Origin of the sequence: Myxococcus faecalis (assembly GCF_050039385.1) — a bacterium.
GTDB classification, from domain to species: Bacteria; Myxococcota; Myxococcia; order Myxococcales; family Myxococcaceae; genus Myxococcus; species Myxococcus fulvus.
The window spans coordinates 4790417-4803435 of the sequence record NZ_CP144336.1; the positions used below are offsets into that span (position 1 = coordinate 4790417).

Consider the following 13019-nt stretch of genomic DNA (forward strand, 5'->3'; position numbering starts at 1 on the left):
AGGGAGTTCCCTGGTGATTGGCGGCGGATTCGTCATCGATGCGGTTACGCACGCGTACAACCTGCACCCGTCCAACTGGCGTGCCGGGAAGTACGCCGAATCCCTGGCCCAGCTCATCTTCGGCCTGCACTCGGGGCTGTCCGGCGACACGCACCGTGTCGTGAAGCCGGAGCAGTTCATGAAGGACTGGTCCGTGGACGAGCTGGCCCACATCCTCTTCGTGGAGAGCGACGTCGACCTCGCGGTGCACCACGTGCTGCCGCTGCAGACGCTCTACACGGACGGGCTGTGCTCGTACGAGAAGACGCTCGACATCAAGCGGCGCTTCCCGGACCGCTTCCTGGTGTACGCGGGCGTGGACCCGCTGCGGGGCACGGCGGCGCTGGAGGACCTGGAGAAGCAGGTGGAGGAGCTCAAGCCCACGGGCCTGAAGCTCTATCCGGCGGCGTGGCTGGGGGACTCGTTCAAGCACACGGGCTGGCGGATGGATGACCCGCGCATCGCGTTCCCGCTGTTCGAGCGGGCGCAGAAGCTGGGCATCAAGAACATCGCGGTGCACAAGGGCCTGCCGATGGGGGCGGTGCCCATCGAGGCGTACAAGGTCGACGACATCGGCGGCGCGGCGGATGCGTTCCCGGACCTGAACTTCGAAATCGTCCACGGCGGCATGGCGTTCCTGGACGAGACGGGCATGCAACTGTCGCTGTTCCCCAACGTGTACGTGAACCTGGAGGTCACGGGGGCGCTCTTGGTGAAGCGCGAGCGCTGGTTCGCCGAGTCGCTGGCGCAGCTGCTCAAGTGGGCGGGCCCCGCGAAAATCATGTGGGGCTCCGGCACGGTGTTCAGCCACCCGCAGCCGGCGCTGGAGAAGTTCTGGAACGACTTCCAGCTGCCCGAGGAGCTCACCCAGGTGTGCGGCATGCAGGTGACGCCCGAGGTGAAGCGGATGATTCTCTGCGACAACTACGCGCGCTACGCGGGCGTGGACGTGGAGGCGGTGAAGAAGCGCATCGCGAACGACGAGTTCGCGCGCAAGAAGGCGAAGGGGAACATCCAGCCGTACAGCTACCAGGGAGGGCGGCCGTGACGCCCGTGGAGAGCGCGCTGCGCGAGCGCATCCAGGGGATTCCGGACCCGTGCAGCCTGGCCACGGGCGTGCCGCTGGGCATCGGGGAGATGGGGCTCATCGAGAGCGTGGTTCATCAGGAAGGGAAGGTGACGGTGCGTCTGCACATCACCTCGCCCATGTGCATGATGGCCGCGTACTTCATGCGGGAGATCGAGCAGCGGCTCACGGGCCAGGAGGGTGTCGAGTCCGTGCACGTGGAGTTCGACCACGACCTGAAGTGGACGCCGCAGGACATCCACCCGGACGCCCGGGAGCGGCTGGCGGCGAAGCGAATCACGATGCTCGGGGGACGGATGATTCCCCGAGGTGAGGCGCCGACGTCGCGCTGAAGCGGCTGTTCGTCTGGGTTGGAGCGGGCTCGTCATCCGGGTGGGTGACGGGCCCTTTGCTTTGGGATGGGTATGGCGCGATGGATGGTGGTGGTGTTGTGGCTCGTGATGGGCTGTGCCTCCGAGGACCACGGGCTGCTGCGGTACCAGAGGTTCAGTGAGGACTCGACGCGGGGTGGGCGCGAGGACGTGGCGTCGGTGCATGGCGCGGTCCTGCACTCCGTCGATGAGGTGAAGGGGTCCCTGGGTGAGAGCAGGGCGGCGCTCGCCGTGCTCCAGGAGCGCCCGTCGGACTTCGGGGGTCGGGGGTTCGACGGGGTGTTCGGGAGGTATCTCGAGCAGGGGACGCGGCAGCTGACGTGGGCGCGTGGCGAGCTGGGGAGCGCGATGGTGTGGATGGGCGAGGCCTCGGAGGTGGAGGACCCGGACATGGAGCTGGCGCTGCTCCGGATGGCGGGGCCTCGGCTGCAGTCGGCGATGTTCGGGGCGCTGTTGGCGGCGACGTGGGTGGACTTCCTTCAGCTCGCGAACGCGGTGCTTCGACACTGCGCGGTGTGCGGGTCGGAGAAGTTGTTCGTGGACCTGGACCGGGTCCAGCGGCGGATGGAGCCTTCACTGAAGGAGCTCGCGTCAAAAGACTCCGCGCGCATCGAGGCGGCGGCGACAGCGATGCCGGTGTTGATGGGGACGCTGACGCGCGAGTTCGAGGGGATTCGTCGGGAGACGCGCGAGGCGATGGAGGTGGGAGGGAAGGTGATGGTGGCGGTGCAGGTGCTGGAGCTGGCGGCGATGGTCTCCACATTGAAGATGTCGCTGCCCCGGCTGCCTCCGGCCGCGCCCATGACGATGGGCGCGGGACTGGTGCTGAGTTCGGGGGGAGTGATGACGGGCTCGCGAATCGTCGTCTCCGCGGAGTGGGTGGAGATGATGCGGAGGCTGGTGCAGGCGGGCGTCATCTCCTCACCGGCGGTGAGCGCGGCGGTCCGCATCCACGGTGGCCAGGTGCTGATGGCCCAGGCGAATCAGGAACTGCCCGAGGGCGTGCGTGAGGCGCTGGGAGACAGTCCCGAGGTGCGCGGCATGCGGGTGACGGACAGAGCGGGCGCGGGCATGGCCGAGCCGCCGAAGCACCATGTCCTACCGAGAGAGCACCGCAAGTGGTTCGAGCAGCGCGGCTTCAAGGGGGACATGGACATCGACCAGTTCTGCGTCCGGTTGGAACAGGCCCACCATGAGGCGATTCATGGTGGTGGTAACTGGAAGCTGGGACGCACGTGGCCCGACGAGTGGAATCGGATGATCATGCGGACTCTGCACCAAACCGAGGCCCTCACAGGCCGAGTGTTGACGCGGAATCAGGTCCTGGACATCGTCGCGGAGCGCATGAAGGCTTTCTACATCCCCATCCAGTTCACCAAGGGAGCAAGCCGATGACCGACGGGCATCCCTGGCAAGGAAACTGGAAGGCCCGTCTGTACGAGCGCGTTCGTGACCGAGGTTACGACTCGCTCACTGCCTTCGCCGAGGCCCGCCCCACGGCATCGTTGGTGGCGCTCGCTCAGGAATTGGGTGCGGACGATATTGCTGGGATACAGGTGTACAACGGATTGGTCGCCGAAGCGGAGCGAAGCCACCAGGTCACGCGCTTGATACGGGGACAGCTCGTGCGCGAGTTATGGGGTTCTCTTCCCGACGGATGGCCCGCGGTGATGAATGACGACAACCGATTCAAGGTCGCCAAGGCACTCGGGTTGTGGTTCGGCATCACTCCTGAAACGCACGAGCAGCGTGTACGCGAGGTGAGCGACGCTCTCTTCGCCAACCCGCCCCCCACGGGTTGGCGCCCACTCGGTCCCGACGACGAGCTTCTCCGTACGCTCCTGCCCGACGAAGAAGCCTGAGCTTCCTCAGTCGCGCAGCAGCCGCTGTCCCGACAGCACGTGCTCGACCCAGGACTGTGACGAGCTCAGCGTGGGAACCCGCTTCTCCTTGAGCGCATCCCCCTCGATGGGGTCCGGCATCGACTCCGGGAGATAGACGGCGCCACGCTGACTCGGGCGCAGCCACGCGCCGACCTGCACCTCGCCGTGGACGACCAGGTGCGCCGCATCCGTCACGTTCGTGACGAGGTTGCCCGTCAACTTGAGGTCCCCCTCGATGAACACCTGGGACTCGTCGCTCATCAACAGGTCTCTCGCAATCAGCGAGCCCTTGATCCACAGCGGCACGTAGACGCCCACGTCGCGAATCACCAGTGGACCGTCGACGATGAGATCTCCCTCGACGACACACACCAGCGGGTACTCATTGCCCACGTACGTCGGACCCCTCAGCGAGAGCGTGCCCTCGTGCACCACGAAGTTGACGTCCCCTCCGCCGAAGAGGTCCTCGTAGTTCACCGAATCATCGCTGACCTCGAGCAGGTCGTAGCGCTCGAGGCCCTCCTCCGTGGCCAGGGGTTCGAACCGCGCACCGGGGAGCGTCGTGTAGGGCTGGGGCTTTGTAGCCATGCGAAACCGAGGCTACAGCACCCGCCGCACGAGCTGGGGAAACACCTTCGACACCTTCCCCAACAGATAGTCCCCATACGTCCCGCTGAAGGCGTGGACACTCGCGCCGTCCCAGCGCTGCGCGCGGTCCTCATCCACCGCCACGTTCGGAAGCGGTGGCACCTCCGCGGCGAAGTCCGGGTCGAAGAACAACGGGAACGAGAGCCGGTCCCTCCCACTCACGTTCTTCACCCGGTGCGGCGTGGAGCGATACCAACCTCCCGTGAGCCGATCGAGCATGTCCCCGATGTTGCACACCAACGTCCCGGGAATCGGCGGAGCCTCGACCCAACCCCGTCGCGACTTCACCTGCAGCCCACCGTTCGCGTCCTGCGCGAGCAGCGTCAGCAACCCATAGTCCGTGTGCTCACCCACGCCCCAGCGCTCCTCACCGTCCACGGGCTCCGGCTCCGCCGGATAGTGGAAGATGCGGAACAGCACCGTCGGGTCCGCCGTGTACGCACGGTGGAAGTAGTCCCGCTCCAACCCCAGGCTCTCCGCCACACCCTCCATCAGCGCATGCGCCGCGCGCGTGACGCGGTCCATGTACTCGAGCACCACGCCGCGCAGCTCCGGCAAATCCACGGGCCACAGGTTCGCGCCGTGCAACGGCCAGCCCGCCTTCACGCGCGGATGCTCGGGCCCCAGCTCCGTGCCCAGGTAGAGCCCCTCCTTGCGGTCAGGCTTGCCCGACGTGAGCTCTCCACCCAACGGAAACCACCCTCGCCACGCGGCGCCACCCCGCGCCATGTCCATCGCCTCCTTCGCCTCACGCGGCAGCGCGAAGAAGCGGTGACTCAGCTCCTCCATGCGCGCGAGGAGCACGTCGGGCACACCGTGCCCCGAGACGTAGAAGAAGCCCGTGTCACGACACGCCTGCTCGATGTCACGCGCCACCTGCTTCCGAGCCTCGGAGCGGGACGCGTCGAACAGCGGGGACATCTCGATGACAGGCAGACTTCCAGACGAGGGGACTCCAGCCATTGGTAGATGGGTGGCGCGGTACCGGTCAGCGGCCCGTTTCCACCCGCCTCCTTTCAAACCGTACGTGCGGTTTTCCCGCATACGGCTTAACGAGAGTGTTGTCGTGCAGCATGCACGGTTTCGGGTAACGAATCGTCCCACGCAATCGGTGGAGCCCCTGTCCCCAGAACCATTCCCGATTCCACTCGTGAGCCTGTCCGGCTCGCAGGTTCCTTCCCCTGCGCTTCACCATGAACTGGTGCAGCCGCCTGCACACGTAGGAGTCGAGCTGATTGAACTTCCGGGCTGCATTCCCGCTGCGGAAGTAGTTGCCCCACCCTCGCAGCACCGGATTCAGGTCGGCGATGATGACTCGCACGTCCTTCACCCCGTACCGCTGACGACTCGTCAGCTCCTTCACCCGGGCCCTCACCCGCTTCATGCTCCGCGCTGACGGCCATCTGTGCAGGTAGTAGCGCTTGAGGCCACGCTCCTCCAGCAGCTTGCCCGACATGCGTTGATGCAGGTGACAGCCCAGGAAGTCGAAGCCTTCCTTGCCCTCGGTGAGTTCCACTCGCCGCGTCTTCTCCGGATGCAGTCGTAGCTTCAGCCTCTCGAAGATGATTCGCACTCTTCGTTCAGCCTCCTCGACAGCTTCGCGGCTTTTGCACAGCACCACGAAGTCATCCGCGTAGCGCACCAGCTCGCCTACCCGCGCGCACTGCCGCTGCCACACGCTGTCGAAGAAGTGCAGGTAGATGTTGGAGAGCAACGGAGAAACCACTCCGCCCTGCGGCGTCCCCGAGACCGTCTCGGAGTACCGGCCCTCTTCTACCACTCCCGCACTCAGCCACTGCCTCAGCAGCTTGAGCACCCTGCGGTCCGACACCCGTCGCTCCACCCGCTCCATCAGCAGCTCATGCTCGATGCTGCCGAAGTAATCGCGGATATCCGCGTCGAGCACGTGGCGACATCCGGCATTGACTACCTCCCGGATGCGCTCCAGGGCCTGCAACGCGCTTCGGCGAGGCCGGAAGCCATACGAGGACGGCAGGAAGTCCGCCTCGAATACCGGCTCCAGCACCAACTTCACCGCCATCTGCACGATGCGGTCCTTCACCGCCGGAATGCCCAGCGGCCTTCGCTTCCCGTCCGCCTTGGGGATGTACCGCCTCAGTACCGCGGGCGGCCTGTACGCTCCTGCTCGCAGCACCTCGCCCAGCTCCTCTACCAGCCGCTGCGCGCCGTACCGCTCCACCGCCGCCAGCGTGACTCCATCCACGCCAGCCGCGCCCTTGTTGCGTCGAACCCGCTCCCACGCTTCCCACAGGACGTCACTCCGGTGGACTCGGTCATACAGCGCATGGAAACGGCGCTCCTTGCACCGCTTGGCTGCCACGAAGAGCTTGCGCTGGAGTCGTCGAACTTTGTCGGTGGACTCTGGTCCACCGGGGAGATTGGAGCCGCCGTGGCGGCTCATGCCCTCGCGCTTACCTCCCACCCAAGCACCACTCAAGCAGGGGCCCTTCCCTCCGGGCGCGTTGTCCTGCACGCCCCTCATCGGTACTACGGCCCCCTCGGACTCCCGCTGCACTCCCCTCGCTTTCGCCTTCGGCTTATACGCGGGGCCCTGCCGCGACGACGGCTGCGCAGTCGGGTCTCTCCTGTTCCCCACCACTCCTTGAACACGTGCCGCGCCCCATACCCCGGGGAGTTCCGCTGCTTCACACCCGGACTCGTCCGCAGCGGACCTGGCCTTCACCGTGACATGCTCGGCTCGGCTCTCCCATTGTGTCTCTGTCGAGGCGGCAGGCTTCACTTCATGTTGCGGCCCGTGCTCTTGCTCCCTCCCTGTCGGAGGCTTTTGACGCCCCGCTGTGGCCTGCCGCCTCTCGGCGACCGGCTGGGGCCTGCTACCGGGCACTCCGGTGTCTACCCGGACGGGACTCTCACCCGCAGGTCTGGTGGAGCATGGACGTGCTCCTCTTTCTCGTCCTTCAGGACGCACCACGCGCGGGAGCCTATACCGGCCCGCACTCGGACCGTGTGTGGCACCTCCAGAGCAAGCGAGCATGACGTCACGCACGCGGCGCTGGACCCGACCTGCCCCCGGGTGGAGAGTGCGCCGCGTCCGCCATGTCCACGTCAGCACCTTCCGAATCGCCGCACGCCACGCTCAGCCCCGGACTCGTGTGGCTCATGGCCGCCGCCTCCGGCGCGACCGCCGCCAACCTCTATTACAACCAGCCCCTGCTCGGAGACATCGGCCGGGGCCTCGGGGCCTCGGGCGGGATGCTCGGCCTCGTGCCCACGCTCACCCAGGTCGGTTACGCGGCGGGCATGCTGCTCATCGTCCCGCTCGGCGACAGCCTGGAGCGACGCCGCGTCATCGTCACCATGTCCGCGCTCGTGAGCCTCGCGCTCGTCGGCGCCGCGCTCGCCCCCACCCTGCCCTGGCTCGTCATCGCCAGCTTCCTCGTGGGCGCCACCACCGTCGTCCCACAGCTCCTCGTCCCCTTCGCCGCGCACCTCGCCCCCGCGGCGCAGCGCGGCCGCGTGGTGGGCACCGTGATGAGCGGCCTGCTCATCGGCATCCTCCTGTCGCGCACCGCCGCCGGCTTCGTGGGCACCCACCTGGGCTGGCGCGCCATGTTCTGGCTCGCCGCGGGCTTCATGCTCCTGCTCGCCCTCGTGCTGCGCTTCACCCTGCCCTCGCAGCCGCCCGTGGCCGCCATGCCGTACCCGGAGCTGATGCGCTCGCTCGTGCACCTGGCGCGCACCGAGCCCGTGCTGCGCATCCACGCCGTGCTCGGCGCCCTCACCTTCGGCGCCTTCAGCGTCTTCTGGTCCACGCTCGCCCTGTATCTGGAGAGTCTCCCCGAGCACTACGGTCCCCAGGTCGCCGGGCTCTTCGGCGTCGTTGGCGTGGTGGGCGCGTTGATTGCCCCCGTCGTCGGCCGCTACGCGGACTCGCACGGAGGCCGGCGCATCAACATGTTCGCCATCGGCGTGCTGCTGCTGTCCTTCGTCGTGATGTGGCCGCTGGGGCGCTGGCTGTGGGGCATCGCCCTGGGCGTGGTGCTGCTCGACCTGGGCGCCCAGGGCAACCACATCTCCAACCAGACCCGCGTCTACGCCCTGCGCCCCGAGGCTCGCAGCCGCCTCAACACGCTCTACATGGTGACCTACTTCGCCGGCGGCGCTGCCGGCTCCTGGCTCGGCACCACCGCGTGGACCCACGCCGGCTGGACGGGCGTCTGCGCCGCGGGCGCCGCGCTCTGTGTCATCGGCCTCGCCATCCTCGCGCTGAGCCACCGGCGCGAGGCCTGAGCTTCCACCCAGGCCCCTCGTGACAGGCGACTACTTGCTCGCCACCGTCAGCACCACCTTGCCCCGCCCGTGCCCCGAGTCGAGCCGGCGGTGCGCGTCCCCCACCTTCTCCAACGGCAGCACCTGGTCCACCACGGGACGCAATTGCTTCCGCTCGATGAGCGCCGTCATCTCCTCCAGCCGACGTCGCTCGCGCGTGAGGAACACCCCGTGCAACGTCTGGTTGCGCGGGTACATCCCCGACACATCCCCCTTCACATCCAGGATGGTCGCAAGCCTCCCGAAGGCCCGCGTCGCGGGGATGCTCGGGACGATGTTGCTGCCCACCGTGTCGAACACCGCGTCCACGCCCTTCCCACCCGTCTCCCGCAGCGCCACCTGCGCCACATCCTCCTTGCGGTAGTCGATGGCCAGGTCCGCGCCGAGCTCGCGCAGCAGCTCCAGGTTCCCCGGGCCCGACGTCGCCAGCACCCGCGCGCCCGCCGCCTTCGCAATCTGCACCGCGAACGTGCCCACGCCCCCCGCGCCGCCGTGGATGAGCACCGTCTCACCCACCTGCACCTGGAGCCTTCGCACCAGCGCGTCCCACGCGGTGCCTCCCGCCAGCGGAATCGCCGCGGCCTCCTCATGCGAGATGCTCGCCGGCTTGCGCGCCACGATGCTCGCGCTCACCAGGTTCAGCTCCGCGTAGGAGCCATGCGGGTTGCCGAAAATCTCGGGCGTGTAGAAGACCTCGTCCCCCGACTTGAAGTCGGTGACGCCCGGGCCCACCTGCTCGACGACGCCCGACACGTCGTAGCCCAGGACCACGGGCGGCTTCAGCCCCGCCCAGGAGCCGTCGTGCCGCAGCTTCGCGTCCACGGGGTTGGTGCCCGACACCAGGACACGGACGACGAGCTGCCCGGGGCCCGGCGTCGGAGCGGGGACATCACGAACCTCGAACAGCTCAGGACCGCCGAAGCGGGGAAGCACCATTGCGCGCATGGACGGGCGGAGTAGCCGCCCACCCCACGCCCTCGCAACACGGACGCCCGGCGAGCGTCCATGTCTCGACGATGCGAGCCTCCGTTGCTCGCGACCTCACGCTTCCTTCGGCTTCGCCTCCGGGGTCAGCACCACCAACAACGCCTTGGCGCTCACCTGACCACCCACCGAGGCGTTCACCGCCTCGACCGTGCCCGGGATGTCCGCGACGAGTTGGAACTCCATCTTCATCGCCTCCAGGACGACGAGCACGTCCCCCGGCTTCACCGTGGCCCCGGGCTTCGTCTCCACGCGCAGGATGCGGCCGTCCATCGGCGCGAGCAGCCGTCCCGTCCCCGCGCCCTCCGCCGACTTCGGCGGACGGAACGTCACGTCCGTGAGGCACCGCGCCCCCGAGCCCAGGTCCAGCCACAGCGAGTCCCCGGCGCGCAGATACCGCCCACGCCCCCGAGCCCCCGCGACGGCGTAATCGAACACACCCTCCGCGAGGCCCAGCACGGAGACCTCCAGCCTCTCCTCACCCGCGACGACCTCGTACTGCTCCGACGTCACCGGGCGCACGGAGACCTTCGCCTCGCCGCTCCGGTCCTCGAGCGTCATCGTCACCGCGTGCGAATACGCCGTGTTCCAGTTCACCAGCGAGGCATCCACTCCGCTCGTCCTGGAGAGCCGCAGCGCCTCGTCATGGAACAGCGCCACCGCCGCCAGCGCCCGCTCGCGAGTGCTCGTGCGGTACAGCCGCTCCAGCGTCGCGCCGTCCGCGTGCTTGCCGATGAAGCCCGTATCGTATGCCCCCGAGCGGAACGCGCCATCCTCCAGCACATGCAGCAGCAGGTCCTTGTTCGTCGTGACACCGAACACGGTGAGTTCGTGCAGCGCCTCCACGAGCCGCCGCCGCGCCATCTCTCGGTCCGCGCCGTACGCAATCACCTTCGCCTGCATGGAGTCGTAGAAGGGCGGGATGTCCTGCCCCTCGCGCACGCCGTGGTCGATGCGCACGCCTTCACGAGAAGGCAGCCGCCACGTGAGCAGCCTCCCCGCCTGCGGCGCGTACTGGTTCGCCGGGTCCTCGGCGCACAGCCGCACCTCGATGGCGTGGCCCGTCCAGGTGATGTCCTCCTGCGCGCGCGGCAGCTTCTCACCGGAGGCGACCCGCAGCTGCCACTCCACCAAATCCAGCCCGGTAATCTGCTCGGTGACGGGGTGCTCCACCTGGAGACGCGTGTTCATCTCCATGAAGTAGAACTCGCCGTTCGGCGCCAGCAGGAACTCGATGGTGCCCGCGCCCTTGTAGGCAATCGCCCTGGCCGCCGTCACGGCCACCTGCCCCATCTTCTCGCGCAGCAGCGGGTGCACCGCGGGTGACGGGCTCTCCTCGACGACCTTCTGGTGACGCCGCTGCACCGAGCAGTCGCGCTCGCCCAGGTGCACCGCGTTGCCGTGCTCGTCCGCGAAGACTTGAATCTCCACGTGCCTCGCGTTGATGACCGCGCGCTCCAGGATGAGCTCACCGCTGCCGAACGCGTTCGTCGCCTCGGAGCGGGCGCCCTTCAGCGCGGCCTTCAGCTGCGACGCCTCGTGCACCAGTCGCATGCCGCGACCACCGCCGCCCGCGGCCGCCTTCACCATCAGCGGGAAGCCGATGCGCTCGCCCTCCTTCGCCAGTGCCTCGTCGTCCGCGTCCGAGGCCTCGTAGCCCGGGATGCACGGCACGCCCGCCGCAATCATCCGCAGCTTGGCCTGACGCTTGTTGCCCATCAGCGTGATGGCCTCCGCGTCCGGACCGATGAACACCAGCCCCGCGTCCTTGCACGCGCGCGCGAAGGCCGCGTTCTCGGAGAGGAAGCCGTAGCCCGGGTGGATGGCCTGTGCCCCCGACGCCTTCGCCGCGCCGATGAGCTTCTCGATGACCAGGTACGACTCCTTCGCGGGCGACGGGCCGATGGGCACCGCCTCGTCCGCGGCGAGCACGTGCGGCGCGCCCCGGTCCGCCTCCGAGAACACCGCCACCGTCCGGAAGCCGAGCCGCTTGCAGGTGCGAATCACCCGCACCGCGATTTCACCCCGGTTCGCGATGAGGACCTTGTTGAAACGCTCCATCCCGTCCGCTCCTCTCACAGGCGTGCGACGCCGAAGCTGTTGGGGTTCACCTGCCGCGCCTCCGCCTCACGGCAGATGGACAGCACGAACCCGAGCACCCGCCGCGTGTCGCGCGGGTCGATGATGCCGTCGTCGAACAGCCGCGCCGAGGCGTTGAAGGGATGCGACTCCTTGTCGAACTGGTCGACGATGGGCTGCGTGAAGGCGCGGATGGCCTCCTCGTCCACCACCTGGCCCTCGCGCGCCAGCTTCTCTCCGAAGACGATGGACATCACCTTCGCCGCCTGCTCGCCGCCCATCACCGCCGTGCGCGCGTTGGGCCACGCGAAGATGAAGCGCGGATGGAACGGACGTCCGCACATGCCATAGTTGCCCGCGCCGAACGAGCCGCCCACCAGCAGCGTCACCTGCGGCACCGTGGCGTTCGCCACCGCCTGAATCATCTTCGAGCCGTGCTTGACGATGCCGCCCTGCTCCGGCTGCGTCCCCACCAGGTACCCCGTGGTGTTCTGCAGGTACACGATGGGCGTGTTCGACTGGCAGCACAGCTGGATGAACTGCGCCGCCTTCGTCGCGCCCTTCGGGCTGATGGGCCCGTTGTTGCCGATGATGCCGATGGGCCCGCCGAACAGGCTCGCCCAGCCGCAGACGGTGTGCGCGTCGTACGCGTCCTTGAAGCCCGTGAACTCCGAGCCGTCCACGATGCGCGCGATGATTTCGCGGCAGTCATACGGCTTGCGGTAGTCCGCCGGAATCGCGCCGGCCAGCTCGTCCGGCGAGTACAGCGGCTCCGCGTAGGGCGCCTTCGCCTGCGCCGCCAGCCGCTCGTTCCAGCCGAGCTTGGACACGATTTCACGCGCCATGCGGATGGCGTCGGCGTCGTCCTCGGCCAGGTAGTCCGCGGTGCCCGCGACGGTGGCGTGCATCTCCGCGCCGCCCAGGTCCTCGTCCGTGGCCACCTCGCCCGTGGCCGCCTTGAGCAAGGGCGGGCCCGCGAGGAACACCTTCGCCTTCTTCTTCACCATCACCACGTAGTCGGACAGGCCCGGCAGGTACGCGCCGCCCGCCGTGCTGGAGCCGTGGACCACGGTGACCTGCGGGATGCCCGCCGCGGACATCCTCGCCTGGTTGTAGAAGGTCTCTCCGCCCGGGATGAAGATCTCCTGCTGGTACATCAGATTCGCGCCGCCGCTCTCCACCAGCGACACCATGGGCAGCTTGTTCTGCAGCGCGATGGCCTGCCCGCGCAGCGCCTTCTGCACACCCCACGGCGACGCGGTGCCGCCCTTGATGGCGGAGTTGTTCACGAAGACGAAGCACCGCACCCCGGACACGTAGCCGATGCCCGCGATGCTGTTGCCGCCCGCAAGCGAGCCGTCACTGTCGTCGTGGTAGCCGTAGCCACACAGCGTGGACAGCTCCAGGAACGGCGAGCCCCGGTCCAGCAGCATCATCAGCCGCTCTCGGGGCAGCAGCTGGCCGCGCTTGTGGAACTTCTCGCGCGCCTTCTCCTCGGTGGCGCGCACCTTGGCCTCGACGCCGCGCAGCTCGCCCAGCCTCGCGAGCATGTCCGCGCGCTGCGCCTGGAACGTCTCCGAGCCCGGGTTGACCTTGGAAGTGATTCTCGGCATCGGC

The 13019-nt window shown here is 68.1% G+C and carries 11 protein-coding genes; 5 read left to right on the forward strand and 6 right to left on the reverse strand.

The features are described from left to right. Window positions 1-13 precede the first annotated feature (13 nt). The 4 genes from VZQ01_RS19130 (at window position 14) to VZQ01_RS19145 (ending at window position 3359) form a co-directional block, all read left to right on the forward strand. Window positions 14-1087 carry an amidohydrolase family protein gene (locus VZQ01_RS19130; RefSeq protein ID WP_141324563.1) on the forward strand — a complete coding sequence of 358 codons (1074 nt, stop codon included), beginning with the start codon at window positions 14-16 and terminating at the stop codon, window positions 1085-1087. After that, on the forward strand, window positions 1084-1458 hold the full coding sequence (locus VZQ01_RS19135; RefSeq protein ID WP_267698694.1) for a metal-sulfur cluster assembly factor: 375 nt from the start codon (window positions 1084-1086) through the stop codon (window positions 1456-1458). Before VZQ01_RS19130 ends, VZQ01_RS19135 begins: the two co-directional genes overlap by 4 nt. Window positions 1459-1530: 72 nt before the next feature. Then, entirely contained in the window at window positions 1531-2892 is a 1362-nt protein-coding gene (locus VZQ01_RS19140) for a DUF2380 domain-containing protein (protein WP_426748594.1), read from the forward strand. Next, window positions 2889-3359, forward strand: a complete 471-nt coding sequence (locus VZQ01_RS19145; protein WP_426748595.1) for an NUDIX hydrolase — start codon at window positions 2889-2891, stop codon at window positions 3357-3359. Before VZQ01_RS19140 ends, VZQ01_RS19145 begins: the two co-directional genes overlap by 4 nt. Window positions 3360-3365: 6 nt before the next feature. Here VZQ01_RS19145 and VZQ01_RS19150 read toward each other — a convergent pair whose 3' ends face one another. From VZQ01_RS19150 to ltrA, 3 genes are all read right to left on the reverse strand, one after another. Next, entirely contained in the window at window positions 3366-3968 is a 603-nt protein-coding gene (locus tag VZQ01_RS19150; protein ID WP_426748596.1) for a hypothetical protein, read from the reverse strand. A gap of 12 nt (window positions 3969-3980) precedes the next feature. Continuing rightward, window positions 3981-4949 carry an isopenicillin N synthase family dioxygenase gene (locus tag VZQ01_RS19155; RefSeq protein WP_426748597.1) on the reverse strand — a complete coding sequence of 323 codons (969 nt, stop codon included), beginning with the start codon at window positions 4947-4949 and terminating at the stop codon, window positions 3981-3983. 67 nt (window positions 4950-5016) lie between these two features. Next, complete coding sequence (ltrA, locus tag VZQ01_RS19160) at window positions 5017-6450, reverse strand: group II intron reverse transcriptase/maturase (RefSeq protein WP_426745732.1); 1434 nt, start codon at window positions 6448-6450, stop codon at window positions 5017-5019. A 719-nt stretch (window positions 6451-7169) separates the two neighbouring features. Between ltrA and VZQ01_RS19165 the strand changes: the two genes are divergently transcribed. Beyond that, window positions 7170-8300, forward strand: a complete 1131-nt coding sequence (locus tag VZQ01_RS19165) for an MFS transporter (protein ID WP_426748598.1) — start codon at window positions 7170-7172, stop codon at window positions 8298-8300. Between the two features lie 30 nt (window positions 8301-8330). Here the strand turns inward: VZQ01_RS19165 and VZQ01_RS19170 are convergent, their stop codons facing one another. The 3 genes from VZQ01_RS19170 to VZQ01_RS19180 form a co-directional block, all read right to left on the reverse strand. Then, window positions 8331-9275, reverse strand: coding sequence for a zinc-dependent alcohol dehydrogenase family protein (locus VZQ01_RS19170; RefSeq protein WP_426748599.1), 945 nt, complete (start codon window positions 9273-9275; stop codon window positions 8331-8333). A gap of 105 nt (window positions 9276-9380) precedes the next feature. Beyond that, window positions 9381-11384 (reverse strand): acetyl/propionyl/methylcrotonyl-CoA carboxylase subunit alpha, encoded by a 2004-nt coding sequence (locus tag VZQ01_RS19175; protein WP_426748600.1) that lies wholly within the window; start codon window positions 11382-11384, stop codon window positions 9381-9383. 14 nt (window positions 11385-11398) lie between these two features. Continuing rightward, window positions 11399-13015, reverse strand: a complete 1617-nt coding sequence (locus tag VZQ01_RS19180; RefSeq protein ID WP_426748601.1) for an acyl-CoA carboxylase subunit beta — start codon at window positions 13013-13015, stop codon at window positions 11399-11401. Window positions 13016-13019 lie beyond the last annotated feature (4 nt).

Coding starts and splice junctions, on each gene's coding strand:
- VZQ01_RS19140 (WP_426748594.1), top strand. CDS start 1,531: ATGGCGCGATGGATGGTGGTGGTGTTGTGGCTCGTGATGGGCTGTGCC.
- VZQ01_RS19145 (WP_426748595.1), top strand. CDS start 2,889: ATGACCGACGGGCATCCCTGGCAAGGAAACTGGAAGGCCCGTCTGTAC.
- VZQ01_RS19150 (WP_426748596.1), bottom strand. CDS start 3,968: ATGGCTACAAAGCCCCAGCCCTACACGACGCTCCCCGGTGCGCGGTTC.
- VZQ01_RS19155 (WP_426748597.1), bottom strand. CDS start 4,949: ATGTCCCCGCTGTTCGACGCGTCCCGCTCCGAGGCTCGGAAGCAGGTG.
- ltrA (WP_426745732.1), bottom strand. CDS start 6,450: ATGAGCCGCCACGGCGGCTCCAATCTCCCCGGTGGACCAGAGTCCACC.
- VZQ01_RS19165 (WP_426748598.1), top strand. CDS start 7,170: ATGGCCGCCGCCTCCGGCGCGACCGCCGCCAACCTCTATTACAACCAG.
- VZQ01_RS19170 (WP_426748599.1), bottom strand. CDS start 9,275: ATGGTGCTTCCCCGCTTCGGCGGTCCTGAGCTGTTCGAGGTTCGTGAT.
- VZQ01_RS19175 (WP_426748600.1), bottom strand. CDS start 11,384: ATGGAGCGTTTCAACAAGGTCCTCATCGCGAACCGGGGTGAAATCGCG.
- VZQ01_RS19180 (WP_426748601.1), bottom strand. CDS start 13,015: ATGCCGAGAATCACTTCCAAGGTCAACCCGGGCTCGGAGACGTTCCAG.